Origin of the sequence: Mesorhizobium sp. M0571 (assembly GCF_040320985.1) — a bacterium.
In the GTDB taxonomy this organism is placed as follows: domain Bacteria; phylum Pseudomonadota; class Alphaproteobacteria; order Rhizobiales; family Rhizobiaceae; genus Mesorhizobium.
On sequence record NZ_JAMYQT010000018.1, the window covers coordinates 66,787 to 79,864 of the forward strand.

At 62.8% G+C, this 13,078-nt stretch carries 7 protein-coding genes, 1 tRNA gene and 1 pseudogene; 3 read left to right on the plus strand and 6 right to left on the minus strand.

The features are described 5' to 3' along the window. Positions 1 to 38: 38 nt before the first annotated feature. Positions 39 to 813, minus strand: a pseudogene (locus NKI85_RS21385) (SDR family NAD(P)-dependent oxidoreductase). Positions 814 to 924: 111 nt separating this feature from the next. Here NKI85_RS21385 and NKI85_RS21390 point away from each other — a divergent pair. Beyond that, positions 925 to 1,833: a LysR family transcriptional regulator gene (locus tag NKI85_RS21390; RefSeq protein WP_352777828.1), complete on the plus strand. Its 909-nt coding sequence runs from the start codon at positions 925 to 927 to the stop codon at positions 1,831 to 1,833. Between the two features lie 66 nt (positions 1,834 to 1,899). Here the strand turns inward: NKI85_RS21390 and NKI85_RS21395 are convergent. Further along, positions 1,900 to 1,976: transfer RNA gene (locus NKI85_RS21395), tRNA-His, on the minus strand. Positions 1,977 to 2,419: 443 nt separating this feature from the next. After that, positions 2,420 to 2,878, minus strand: coding sequence for a phasin (locus NKI85_RS21400; RefSeq protein ID WP_352526342.1), 459 nt, complete (start codon positions 2,876 to 2,878; stop codon positions 2,420 to 2,422). Positions 2,879 to 3,131: 253 nt separating this feature from the next. On the opposite strand from NKI85_RS21400, the gene NKI85_RS21405 reads away from it, so the two are divergent. Beyond that, entirely contained in the window at positions 3,132 to 6,902 is a 3,771-nt protein-coding gene (locus NKI85_RS21405) for a PAS domain S-box protein (protein WP_352777831.1), read from the plus strand. 287 nt (positions 6,903 to 7,189) lie between these two features. Here the strand turns inward: NKI85_RS21405 and NKI85_RS21410 are convergent, their stop codons facing one another. Then, complete coding sequence (locus NKI85_RS21410; protein ID WP_352526339.1) at positions 7,190 to 9,148, minus strand: acetoacetate--CoA ligase; 1,959 nt, start codon at positions 9,146 to 9,148, stop codon at positions 7,190 to 7,192. Between the two features lie 284 nt (positions 9,149 to 9,432). Between NKI85_RS21410 and NKI85_RS21415 the strand changes: the two genes are divergently transcribed. Beyond that, a complete protein-coding gene (locus NKI85_RS21415) occupies positions 9,433 to 11,283 on the plus strand; it encodes an AsmA family protein (RefSeq protein WP_352777833.1) in 1,851 nt (616 codons plus the stop codon). A gap of 11 nt (positions 11,284 to 11,294) precedes the next feature. On the opposite strand, the gene NKI85_RS21420 is transcribed toward NKI85_RS21415, so the two are convergent. Beyond that, positions 11,295 to 12,113: an ABC transporter permease gene (locus NKI85_RS21420; protein ID WP_352526337.1), complete on the minus strand. Its 819-nt coding sequence runs from the start codon at positions 12,111 to 12,113 to the stop codon at positions 11,295 to 11,297. Beyond that, positions 12,110 to 13,078, minus strand: coding sequence for an ABC transporter permease subunit (locus tag NKI85_RS21425; RefSeq protein WP_352526335.1), 969 nt, complete (start codon positions 13,076 to 13,078; stop codon positions 12,110 to 12,112). The genes NKI85_RS21420 and NKI85_RS21425 overlap by 4 nt, the downstream gene beginning before the upstream one ends.

Here is a 13,078-nt window from a genome sequence, read left to right on the forward strand (position 1 = left end):
GATCCTGCAGCGCGCCGGTCTGATGGTAGGGTTGCGTTTCATTGGGCGGTGTAGCCGCCGTCGACCAGAAGCAGGGTCCCGGTAATGAAGCTGGACGCCGGCGAGGCAAGAAAGACGATGCTCTCGGCAACTTCTTCCGGCTGCCCGATCCGGCCGATCGGATGTGCGTTGCCAAAGCTTCGCAGCATCTCCCGCCCATTCTCCACCACACCTTCCATGATGTCGGTTTCGATCACGCCAGGGGCAACGGCGTTGCAGCGAATGCCCATGCGCCCGTATTCGATCGCGATCACCTTGGTCAGCTGTGCGACAGCCGCCTTGGAGGAGGCATAGGCCGCCTGCGTCTCGAAGGCCGCAACCGCCGAAATCGATGAGACATTGACGATCGCGCCGCCGCCACCGGCGGCCATCAATTCCACTGCGGCACGGGCGGTGACGAAGCTGCCGCACGCATTGATCTGCAGAATGCGGTCATAGTCGTCGACGGAGGTCTCCGTCAGACGTTTGTTGAGCGTACGACCGGCGTTGTTCACGACGATCGAGGCGTCCGAAACGCTTCGCCGCGAACTCGACCGAGCGTCTCGCCAGATCCTCGTCGGCGACATCGCCGACCAGGGTTGCCACATCCTCGGCTTCCAATTCACGTACAGTGTCGCTGAGATCGCTTGCCACGATCCGGGCACCCCGGGCACGCAGCAGCTCCGCGGTGCAGCGACCGATGCCGCGTGCCGCGCCCGTCACGAGGGCGATTTTTCCATCCAGGTTCCAGGAAGAAGGCAGTGATGTCATGGGATCTCCTTTGTCAGCCGGCATCGGTTTGGATCGAGACGATCAAGCCTTCTTGCCGTTGCGACAGAGATAGGAGCATGGCATTGTCGCGATAACCCGCCTATTGTTAACCTCTAAGGTAAGTGTTGCTAACCAATGGACGTCGATCTCAATGCAATTGCCGTCTTTGTCACCGTGGCTGAGGAACGCAATTTTCGCGCTGCGGCAGACCGCCTGGGCGTGACGCGCTCGGCGGTAAGCCAGGGCATCCTTAGGCTTGAACAGCGTCTGGGGATCGCATTGCTGCAGCGCACGACACGCAGCGTAAACCTGACCGAAGCGGGTGAACGACTGCTGGCGAGCGTCGCACCGGCGATCGCCGACGTGAACGCGGCAGTCGAAGCCACTACGGAGTTTCTGGACCACCCGCGCGGCCTGCTGCGGATCGCGGTTTCATCGATCGCAGAGGCGTTCCTGTCAGGACCGTTGCTGGCGTCCTTCACGGAAACGTTTCCCGAGGTGCATCTGGACATTGTGGTCACCGACGAGGAGTTCGATATCGTGGCCGAAGGCTATGATGCCGGGGTGAGACTCGGCGAAGTGATCGAGCAGGACATGATCGCCGTGCCGGTATCGGGCGATCAGCGACAGATGGCCGTCGGCGCGCCGCGCTATCTCAACCGGTTCGGAGCCCCCGCTCATCCGCGTGAGCTTGTGGCCCATCGTTGTATCGGCTGGCGGCCGGCGCCCGGAGTTTCGCCTTATCGCTGGGAGTTTGGCGAGGACGGGCGCGAGTTCGACGTGGCTGTTGCGCCCGAGATCACGACCAACGACATGTGGCTGATGATCCGGCTGGCTGTTGCGGGCGCCGGGATCACGTTTGGCATGGCGGACACATTCCGCCCCTGGATCGACCGCGGCGAGCTTGTGCCAATCCTTGACGGCTACTTCCCGCCGTTTGCGGGCTTCTATCTTTATTTCCCCAGCCGGCGGAATATCGCGCCGAAGCTGCGAGCTCTCGTGGATCACCTGCGCGGCACGCGTCAGGCGCGGAATCGCGGGTGACCGCGACCGGATCGTAAAGACCGCTTTAGCGATATTTTGCCAGTCAGAAATGTAGCTGAAAGCTGATGGTACCGTTGGCTGGGATCGAACCAGCGACCTCCGGATCCACAATCCGGCGCTCTAACCATCTGAGCTACAACGGCACGCTTGCCTGAGCGAGATCCAGACGGAACGTTTATTCTCCGGGACCCGCTCTGTCGTTCGGCGATGCGTCCATACGGGCTATCGGAGCTTAATTCAAGGCTTTTGACGGCGCATGATCCCGAAAATCAGTTTCGATTTTCGGAAAGGATCATGCGCAAATCCAAAGTTCTGCGGCGTCTTTTGCGCATCCAAGAGGGCGCGCGGCGCTGTAGTAAAACATCGTCTCCCAGCGCAAGCTTTCGCCGGACAAAGAAAAGGCCGGCGGGAGGAGGTGCCGGCCTTTTCCTGTTACGAGCCAGCGGGAGGAGGTGCTGGCTGGTTACCCCGGTGAGCAGAGGGAGGAGGTTCCACTCGCCGGGTATTCGTTTGAACGACTATATCGCACATCTATTTGTCTGACGAAATGCGACCTTTTGATGCATCGTCAAACTGTGTCCAAATATTAGGCGATCTTAATTTCTTTCACGGCCTTTTCGAAGGCGGTCTTGATCGGCTTGGATACGTCCTCGGCCGCCTTGGCAGCAACGGCCTGGAAGTCCTTGGCCTGCTCGACGGTCATTTCGACCTGTTTGCGCAGGAATGCTGTCTGCAGCTCGACGACTTCCGACAGCGACTTGGCGCCGATCAGGGCTTCGAAATGTGAGAAGCCGGCTTCGGCATTGGCGCGCAGAGCGGCAATGGTCTTGAGCGACAGGTCGCTGGACACGGTCTTGGCGGTCTCGTAGGTCGACTCCAGCGCTTTCTGGGTCTCCTCGGCGCCGGTCTTCAGCTTGGCATAGGCCTCTTTCGACTGCTCGACGCCTTTTTCGGCGAAGGCGCGGATCTGGTCGGTGGCCTTGGAAGCGTCGAAGCTCGGGAATTCAACGTTTTCGATCGTGTCGGCAGTCTTGGTCCTGGACATTTTCCATCCTTTTCATCGGCAGCGGCTTTGACAGAAAGCCGTCTCGTTCATCTATCATGGCAATATAAAGGCAAATTTTGTGCGTTGCAACATGTTTGTTGCATCGCACCATAGATTATTTGTTTCGCGGCGTTAACCACGCGCCCAGAGATTCCGCTGGTTGCACGCTATGACTTGTGGACCTTCGCGCCGCCGGCTTTTATTAACAAAGCGTTAACCGCAAATTGCCCGCTCTGTGAGGGTCGCCAAGCGCATGCCGGCTGAAAACTACTCCTTCCTCGATGTCGCCGTGCTCGACGCGGTCCGCCTGCGCTTCGCCGCCGGCGACGCGATCGCCATTCTGTCGGCAGATCTCGAGCAGGTGATCTGGGCCAACGGCCCCGGGGCTGCGGTATTCGGCTATCCGGACATCGGAGCGATCATCGGCGCCTCGACAGGATTGCCGCTGATCGCCAGGCGCCAGATCATGGCAACCAGCGGTTTTCCGCAGGTCGGCCGCGACCGTGCCATCACGGTCCGACTGGCGACCGGCCTGACCAGCCGCGCGGTCGGCTTCTTGGCCAGCGCAGTGACAATGCCCGATGGCGAGGAAGCAATCATGCTGGCGCTACCGGGGGCGCAGGCCGGCTCGCGCAGCGCGGCCGAGATCGCCGATCGCGCCATCAGCGGCTTTACCGAAGACGGCCACTACATCGCCTTTGTCGACGCCAAGGGCAATATCGACGCCGCGTCGGACGGCTTTTCGTCGCTCGGCATCCGGCCTGAGACGCTGGCTGCCCTTGTCGCCGACGTGGCAAACGAGAGCGACCGCATCGTCAAGCGCCTGGTTCCGGGCGGATCCAGCTCCTATCCGGCGGGCTTTGCCCGGCTGACGGACGAGCGGCACCTGCTGGTGGTGATCGACGAGGACCGGCTTGACGGCGAGGCCCTTGTTGGCGAGCGCGCCGGCGCGGAAACCGGCAGCGAAGCAGCAGCGGCACCGAGCGGTGGCGATCTTCCCCAGTCGACGGACCAGGACAACGAGCCGCCAATCGCCGGGATGGGTGCGGCGGAGATCGGCCCAGCGAACGAAGGCACCTCCGCAGCGGCGGAGCACGAGCCTCCCGACTTGGCCGACAATCAGCACACGGTTGGCGAAACGCCGACGCAGCATGACCATTGGTACTTCAATGCCGGCGACGACGCGCAGGTCCGTGTGCCCGGCGAAGTCGAGACACCAACCGGCCCCGATGCTTCGCAGGCCGGCTCGGATGCTTCGCAGGAAAGTGCTGCACGAGCCACCAAAGCCGCCTCCCCGGCCGAACGCCCCGCCCCGGCGATCGACCGCACGGCTGCGCCCATGCGTTTCGTCTGGCGTACCGACGCAGAGGGCCGGTTCAGTGCCTTGTCGCCGGAATTTGCCGAACTCGTCGGCAAGCCTGCCGCCGACGTGATCGGCCGCCGCTTCGAGGACGTTTCGGCCGCCTACGGCCTCGATGCTTCAGGCGAGATCGCCGGCCTGCTCGAACGGCGCGACACCTGGTCCGGCCGCTCCGTGCTGTGGCCGGTCGGTGGCACCGATCTGAAGATACCCGTCGATCTGGCGGCGCTCCCGGTTTACAGCCGCAGCCGGGTTTTCGAAGGCTTTCGCGGTTTCGGCGTTGCCCGCAGCGGCGATGCGGTGGTCGATCCGGACGCGGTCGGTATGGCCCTTGTCGCCGACGGCGAACCTGCCGTGACCGTCGCGCCGGAAGCCGTTGAACCTGCCCCCGAGACACCGAAACCCGCCGATCCGTTCCAGGGCGAAGTGCCGGCGCTGACCATCGTGCCAAGACCAGAGCGGCGCTTTGCCGACAAGGTGATCCGGCTGGCCGAGCACCGGCAGCCGGCCAACGACAAGGGCCTGTCGACGCTGGAACGCAGCGCGTTTCGCGAGATTGGCGAGCGTCTCAAGAAGGACAGCACCCCGGCCGAAAAGCCGGCAGACCAGCGGCCGAGCGCCCGGAAGCCAAAGCCGGCTGCGGAGGCCGAGACCAAAGTCGAGGCAACCGGCAAGGCCGACGAGCCAAAGCTGAAAGCTGGTCCGACGGACATGGGTGAAATGCCAGCGCCAGGTCCGGAAAGCGAGGCAGCTGCCGCTGAACCGCCCGAGGCTGATGCGGAGGACCAGAAGGACCTTGCCCGGCTCGACGGCGAGCAGCCCGATGAGACGGCAGAAGAGACGCAAGCCGGCGAACCCGTCACACGCCCGGCCTCCGGGTCGCTGCTCGACTATGCCGACCGCGAACCCAGCGACGAAGCGCAGGAAGGCGTCGAGCCCAGCACGAACCGTCCAACGATCGTCGCCGAGGCGCCGCGGGATGGCGAAGACGACGACAGCATGACGGCCGAAGATTTCCGCGACGCCGAGGACAGCGAAGATTGGTCCGATGACAGCGAAGCCGCCGACGACGATGCCGGCCCGGCGGCGCCAATCGAGCGACCGCAGGCACCACCGCTCAAACTCGACGGCTTCGTGCCGTCGGCGTTTGCCGCCGGAGAGGACAACAAGGGGCCGGATACCTCGATCCTCGGCAAGCTGCCGGTGCCGTTGCTTATCCATTCCGGCGACCACCTGCATTACGCGAACGAGGAATTCCTCGGCTTGACAGGCTATGCGACGCTGGACGCGCTGGACGAGGCCGGCGGGCTCGGCGCGCTGTTTGCCGATCCTTATGACGACGACGGCAGTTCCGACGGCAGCGATCATGCACTGCGGCTGAAGACTCGCGACGGTCAGGAGTTTGCGATCGACGCGATTTTACGCTCCGTCCCCTGGCGGAACGGCAAGGCGCTGATGCTGGTCGTACGCCGTTCCGGCGACGACGAAGCAGCAGCCATTCCACATGGCGCCGCCGACGACCAAACGCAGCCGGATGTTTCCGAGCTCAAGGCGCGCATCGCCGAAATGCGCACCATCATCGACACTGCCACCGACGGCGTCGTGCTGATCAGCCGTAACGGAACGATCCGTTCAATTAGCCGTCCGGCGGAAGCGCTGTTCGGCTTCGACAGCGACGAGGTGACCGGCAAACCGTTCGTCTCGCTGTTTGCGATCGAGAGCCAGCGCGCGGCGCGCGACTATCTCGACGGGCTGTCGGAGCCCGGCGTGGCAAGCGTGATGAACGATGGCCGCGAGGTAATCGGACGCGAGGCGCAGGGGCGCTTCATTCCACTGTTCATGACCATCGGCAGGCTGCCCAACGACAGCGGCTTCTGCGCGGTGGTGCGCGACATCACCCAGTGGAAGCGGGCCGAAGAGGATCTGACCCAGGCACGCGCGGTCGCCGAGCGCGCCTCGTCGCAGAAGACTGATTTTCTGGCCCGCATCAGCCACGAGATCCGCACGCCGCTCAATGCTATCATCGGCTTTTCCGAGCTGATGGTGGACGAGAAATTCGGGCCGGTGGCCAATGACCGCTATCGCGACTATCTGCGCGACATCAATCGTTCGGGCAACCACGTGCTCGATCTGGTCAACGATCTGCTCGACATTTCGAAAATCGAGGCCGGCCAGCAGGAGATGGCCTATGAGGCGGTGTCGCTCAACGACACGCTAGCCGAAACCGTGGCGATGATGCAGCCGCAAGCCAATCGGGAACGCGTCATCATCCGCTCCAGCTTCGCCTCGCGGCTGCCGGAAGTGGTGGCCGATCTGCGCAGCGTGCGGCAGATCGCGCTCAACATCCTGTCGAACGCCGTCCGCTATACGCAGGCCGGCGGGCAGGTGATCGTGTCGACGGCCTACGAGATCTCCGGCGACGTCGTCATGCGCGTGCGCGATACCGGCATCGGCATGAGCCAGTCCGAGATCGAGCAGGCGCTGAAGCCGTTCAAGCAGATCAACGCGCTGAAGCGCGGCCGCGGCGACGGCACCGGTCTTGGGCTGCCGCTGACGAAGGCGATGGTCGAAGCGAACCGTGCCAGGTTCACCATCAACTCGACGCCCGGCGAGGGAACCCTGGTCGAAGTCGCCTTTCCCTCGACCCGCGTGCTGGCCGGTTAGGTCTATGGCTGCCCAAAGAAAAAGGCGTCCAACAGGACGCCTTGAATGATAGAATTGCTGTCACAACGGGGGCTTGAGCGAATCAGATCCTCTGGGGGCTAGAGGAACGGGATTTCTCCCTCAAGTTACGCACGACTATCGATGCCGGGCCTTAACAAATCCTTACCCGCGCGTCCGAAAATTTACCAATGTGTACCACTCATGAAATCTAGGTAAATTCCGCAGAGACATTTCGTTAACCATGCCGGAGAGGCAGACGCCAAACCGGCTCTCAGTTTGGATCCGGCTCAGTCGGCAAGCTGCGGCAGGTTGCGGAACAGCTCGAGTGCTTCGGGATTGGCGAGCGCTTCCTTGTTCTTGATGGCGCGGCCATGCACCATATCGCGAACCGCGAGCTCGGTGATTTTGCCCGATTTGGTGCGCGGTATATCGCCGACGGCGACGATCTTGGCCGGCACGTGGCGTGGGCTCGCCCCGGTGCGGATTTTGGTGCGGATGCGTTTTTCCAGCTCGGCGTCGAGCTCAACGCCGGCCGCCAGCCGCACGAACAGTACGACGCGAACGTCATTGTCGAAATCCTGGCCGATGCATAGCGCTTCGAGGATTTCCGGCATCTGCTCCACCTGGTTGTAGATCTCCGCCGTGCCGATCCTGACACCGCCCGGATTGAGCGTGGCGTCGGAACGGCCATGGATGATCAGGCCGCCATGGGCGGTCCATTCGGCGAAATCGCCGTGGCACCAGACATTGTCGAAACGTTCGAAATAGGCGGCTTTGTACTTTTTGTCCTCGGGGTCGTTCCAGAAGCCGATCGGCATTGCCGGAAACGCCTTGGTGCAGACGAGCTCGCCCTTCTCCTGGCGGAGCGGGCGGCCGTCATCGTCCCAGACATCGACGGCAAGGCCGAGCCCCGGCCCCTGGATCTCGCCGGTCCATACCGGTTCGATCGGCACGCCGAGCACGAAGCAGGAGACGATATCGGTGCCGCCGGAGATCGAGGCGAGATGCACGTCCTTCTTGATGCCTTCATAGACGAAACGGAAATCTTCCGGCGACAGCGGCGAGCCGGTCGAGGATATGGCGCGCACGCTGGAAAGATCATGGGTGTGGATCGGCTTCAGGCCGGCCTTGCGCACGGAATCGATGAATTTGGCCGAGGTGCCGAAATACGTCATCTTCTCGGCATCGGCGAAGTCGAACAGCGCATTGCCGTCCGGGTAGAAAGGCGAGCCGTCATAGAGCAGCAAGGTGGCACCCGACGCCAGGCCCGACACCAGCCAATTCCACATCATCCAGCCGCAGGTGGTGAAATAGAAGAGGCGGTCGCCGTCGAGCAGACCGGCATGCAGCCGTTCTTCCTTGACGTGCTGGATCAGCGTTCCGCCGGCCGAATGGACGATGCATTTAGGGATGCCGGTCGTGCCCGACGAAAACAGGATGTAGAGCGGATGCGAAAACGGCAGCCTTTCGTAACTGACAGGCCTGGCGGCAAAGGGTGACAGCGCCTCCTCCAGCGCAGCCGCCTTGTCGATGGTCGCCGCGACGTCGAGCGAGGTGCCGAGATAGTCGACAATGAGGACTTTGCGCACGGTGGCGAGCTTGCCCGCTACGGCCGCGATCTTGTCGGCGACTTCGATCGCCTTGCCATTGTACCAGTAGCCGTCCGGCGCGATGAACACGACGGGCTCGATCTGGCCAAACCGGTCGAGAACCCCCTGCTCGCCGAAATCTGGAGAGCAGGACGACCAGACGGCGCCGATCGAGGCGGCAGCCAGCATCGCTGCAACGGCCTCCGGCATATTGGGCATCATCGCGGCGATTCGGTCGCCCTTCTTCACCTTGAGCGACAGGAAAAGCTGCTGCAGGCGCGAGGTCAGCGCATGCAGCTCGTTCCAGGACAGCCGCCGCTCGACCTTGTCCTCGCCGCGAAAGACGATTGCGTCGCCAAGCCCGGTTTTCTTCAGGAGATTCTCGGCGAAGTTCAGCTTCGCGTCAGGGAAGAAGGTCGCGCCGGGCATCTTGTCGCCATCGACCAGCACGCGTTCGCCCTTATCGCCGACGATGCCGCAAAAGCCCCAGACCAGGCTCCAGAAGGTCTCGCGGTCATCGATCGACCAGCGATGCAGTTCGGCATAGGAGGAGAAAGCCTTGCCGGACCTGGCCGCCGCGGCGTTCATGAAGGCGGTCATCGGCGCAGCGTCGATCTGCTCTTGCGTCGGGGTCCAGAGCGGTGCGTCGTCAGCCATCCATTGTTCCTCCTTAAAGCACGTCACGTTTGAAGAGATTCACGCGACGCGCTTTAAACTTTTGTCGTTATGCATGTCGTTTATCCCAAAACCGCTGCGCACTTTTGGGCGACATGCATTGGCATCGCTTATGCATATCGCGATGCAGCAGAGCAAGATTTTGTTGGACCGGGCCGGCCCGGGTGTGCGCAAATGCCATCGCCGGGCCATAAAGACTTGAAATGCGTCAGCCGTCGGTTACACCCGTCGGGCGATTTTGTCGGAATGGAAGCATACGGGGCGATATGCCATCACCTTTGATCCGACGCGGAATATGGGCGATCGGCGCAGCCGTCATCGTCATCGCGCTGGTTGTCGCAGCTTTGCCGTTGATCGCCTCGACCCGCATCGTGCGTGACCGCATCGCGTGGGAAATGAGCGCTTGGAGCGGTTTCAGGGTCACCATCGATGGCGCGCCGCGGATCGAGGTCTGGCCGAATTTCCGGGCGATCCTGAGCGACGTGACGCTGTCGCAATGGACAGAGACGGATGCGCCGCCTGTGGTCGAGGCCGAACGGGTCGAGGTCGACCTCTCGGCGATGGCGGCGCTGCGGGGCGACGTGGTGTTTTCAACGGCGCGGCTGGTGCGGCCGACGATCAGGGTTCAGCGTAGCGCGAGTGGGTTTTTCCTGCCTGCGATTCCTACCGGCGGACGCATTACGCGTTCGATCGACGCTGCCCGCGCGGTGATCAATACAAATCCCGCCAAGCCGGATCTTGGCAAGCTGCCGGCAGATCCGTTCGGCACGGTCGAGTTCCGGGACGGCCGCGTGGTGGCTGCCATCGGCGGCAAGGACCAGGAGATATTGAGCAGCCTGAGCGGCCAGGCGAATTGGGCCGCGATGAACAGCAATGCGACGCTATCGGCGACCGGGATATGGCGCGGCGAAAGCGTTGCCGTCGATGCCGCATCGCCGAACCCGCTGGTGCTGTTTGGCGGCGGCGCAGCACCTGTCACCTTTTCCTTCAAGGCGGCGCCTGCCAGCTTTTCATTCGACGGCTTGGCCAGCATGTCAGAGAATGGCTATTTCGACGGCCAGGCAAAATTTGCCGCACCTTCGCTGAGACGTGTGCTCGAATGGTCGCAGGCCGGCATCGCGCCCGGTGCCGCAATCGGCTCGATCTCGGTTTCGAGCAAGATCACGGCGACGGACGGACGCATCAAGTTCGAAAACACGGCCCTAACCCTCGACAACAACCCCGGAATGGGCGCGCTGGACTTCACCTACGGCGAGACACTGCCGGTGATCTCCGGCACACTTGCCTTCGATACGCTCGACCTCAGATCGTTTCTCTCGGCCTTTACGCCCGTGCCATCCGCCGGCGCCGCCGGCCCGGGCGAAATCGACACAAGCTTCGCCGACCGGATCAATCTCGATCTCAGGCTGTCGGCCGCGCATGCCACGGCAGGCGCAATCCAGCTTGTCGACGTCGCCGCCACCGCACAGGTCAAGAATGGCCTCGCCGTCTTCGACATCTCCGATGCATCCGCCTTTGGCGGCAACATCCAGAGCAGCGTCCGTTTCGACCGCAAGCCCGCCGGCACGGAAGTCGAGATCCGGCTGCTTGCTTCCGATATCGACGGCGGCGCTTTCGGCACCGCAGCCGGGATGACGCGTCTGGTGCCGATCGGCACCGGAACCGTTTCGGTCATCCTCAAGGGGCCGGGCAGAACCTGGGACTCCATTTTCGAAAACGCCAATGGCTCGCTGTCCGCGACGTTCGGCGCGGGTGCGCTGAGCCGGCTTAACCTGCCGGCGTTCCTCAAGCACACCGAACAGGGCGGATTCTTCGCGCTCGACGACGTCTCGGACGGAACGCTGCCGATCGACGGGGCCGAACTCAAGGCGAGCGTTTCGAACGGCGTGGCGCGCATCGACAAGGCCGAGGTGAATTCCGCGCAATACAAGATCTGGCTTTCCGGCATCGCATCCTATGCCGGACGCGGGTTGGCGCTGTCCGGCGGCATCGTCCAGCCGAGCCAGGCTGCCACGCAGACGAACGGCCAGGCGCCCAAGCAGTCGTCGTTCTTCGTCGGCGGCACGTGGAGCACGCCGTTCATCTCGCCGATAAGTCGCGGCGTTTCAGGCGAGTAGGCAGCAAGAACTCAACCTCGCTGCGCCGCCTGCTCGTCGCGCTGGCGCTGCACCTCGCGGCGTTTGTTTGCGAGCGAAGCGATGATCACGCCGACGGCGACGACGGCGATCAGGATGGTGCAGGCCGCGTTGATTTCCGGCGTCACGCCGAGGCGAACCTGACTGTAGATCTTCATCGGCAGCGTCGTGGCGCCGGGACCCGAGGTGAAGCTGGCAATGACCAAATCGTCGAGTGAAAGCGTGAAGGCCAGCATCCAGCCGGAGACGATCGCCGGCATGATGACCGGCAGCGTGATCTGGAAGAAGGTCCTCACGGGTGGCGCACCGAGGTCCATCGCGGCCTCTTCCAGCGAACGATCAAACGTGATCAGGCGCGACTGGACCACCACCGCGACGAAGCACATGGTCAGCGTGGTGTGGGCAAGCGTCACCGTGAGAAAGCCGCGGTCGAGGCCCACGGCGACGAAGAGCAGTAACAGCGACAGGCCGGTGATGACTTCCGGCATGACCAGCGGCGCAAAGACCATGCCGGAAAACAGCAGCCGGCCGCGAAAGCGCGTGTAGCGCGTCAAGGCGAGCGCCGCCAGCGTGCCGAGCACGGTGGCCACGGTGGCCGAGATGACGCCCACGCGCGCCGTCACCCAGGTGGCGTCCATCAGACCCTGATTGTGGAACAGCGAGACGTACCATTTCGTCGAGAAGCCGCCCCAGACAGTGACCAGCTTCGACTCGTTGAAAGAGAACACGACGAGCAGGACGATCGGCAGGTAAAGAAAGGCAAAGCCGAGCACGATCGAGGTGATATTAAAGCGGCTCCAGGTGGCGTTCATTTGTCCTGCTCCTGGGCGCGCGCCTGGGCTCGCTGGAAGATCATGATCGGCACGATCAGCAGCAGCAGCAGGATGACGGCAACGGCGGACGACACCGGCCAGTCGCGGTTGGCAAAGAACTCATTCCACAGCGTCCTGCCGATCATCAGCGTCTGCGAGCCGCCGAGCAGGTCGGGAATAACGAACTCGCCGACGGCGGGAATAAAAACCAGCAGGCAGCCGGCGATGACGCCGGGCAGCGACAGCGGGAAGGTGATCTTCCAGAAGGCGCTGGTCGGCGGGCAGCCGAGATCCTTGGCCGCCTCGATCAGCGAATAATCCATTTTCTCAAGCGACGAATAGAGCGGCAGCACCATGAACGGCAGATAGGAGTAGACGATGCCGATGAAGATCGCCGTGTAGGTGTTGAGGATGATCAGCGGTTGGCTGATGATGCCGGTGGCGAGCAGCAGCTGATTGAGCAGGCCCTCGGGCTTGAGGATGCCGATCCAGGCGTAGACACGGATCAGGAACGAGGTCCAGAACGGCAGTATCACCAGCATCAGCAAGGTCGGACGGATCGTCGCCGGAGCGCGTGCCATGCCATAGGCTATGGGATAGCCGATCAGCAATGTCAGGACGGTCGAGATGGCGGCGACGATGACACTCGTCACATAGGCGTTGAAGTAGAGCGCATCCCGCGTCAGCAAGATGTAGTTGTCGAAATTGAGCGCGCCAACCCCCGAGATGAACCCGGAAATGCCGCCGCGGAAATCGAGCACCGGAGTGTAGGGCGGCATGGCGATCGCCGTCTGCGACAGCGAAATCTTGAAGACGATGATGAAGGGAACGAGGAAGAAGAACAGCAGCCAGAGATAGGGAATGATGATGACGAGACGGCCGACGAAAGCCGCGCCCAGCCTGGCCAAGGCGGATTTGCCGGCAGCGCTTGCCGGAGGGCTTGTTGGGGCGGTGACGGCGGACAT

What these genes read in the sequence shown, in the direction of transcription:
- NKI85_RS21390 (WP_352777828.1), top strand. Translation starts at nt 925, where the DNA reads ATGGACGTCGATCTCAATGCAATTGCCGTCTTTGTCACCGTGGCTGAG.
- NKI85_RS21400 (WP_352526342.1), bottom strand. Translation starts at nt 2,878, where the DNA reads ATGTCCAGGACCAAGACTGCCGACACGATCGAAAACGTTGAATTCCCG.
- NKI85_RS21405 (WP_352777831.1), top strand. Translation starts at nt 3,132, where the DNA reads ATGCCGGCTGAAAACTACTCCTTCCTCGATGTCGCCGTGCTCGACGCG.
- NKI85_RS21410 (WP_352526339.1), bottom strand. Translation starts at nt 9,148, where the DNA reads ATGGCTGACGACGCACCGCTCTGGACCCCGACGCAAGAGCAGATCGAC.
- NKI85_RS21415 (WP_352777833.1), top strand. Translation starts at nt 9,433, where the DNA reads ATGCCATCACCTTTGATCCGACGCGGAATATGGGCGATCGGCGCAGCC.
- NKI85_RS21420 (WP_352526337.1), bottom strand. Translation starts at nt 12,113, where the DNA reads ATGAACGCCACCTGGAGCCGCTTTAATATCACCTCGATCGTGCTCGGC.
- NKI85_RS21425 (WP_352526335.1), bottom strand. Translation starts at nt 13,078, where the DNA reads ATGTCCGCCGTCACCGCCCCAACAAGCCCTCCGGCAAGCGCTGCCGGC.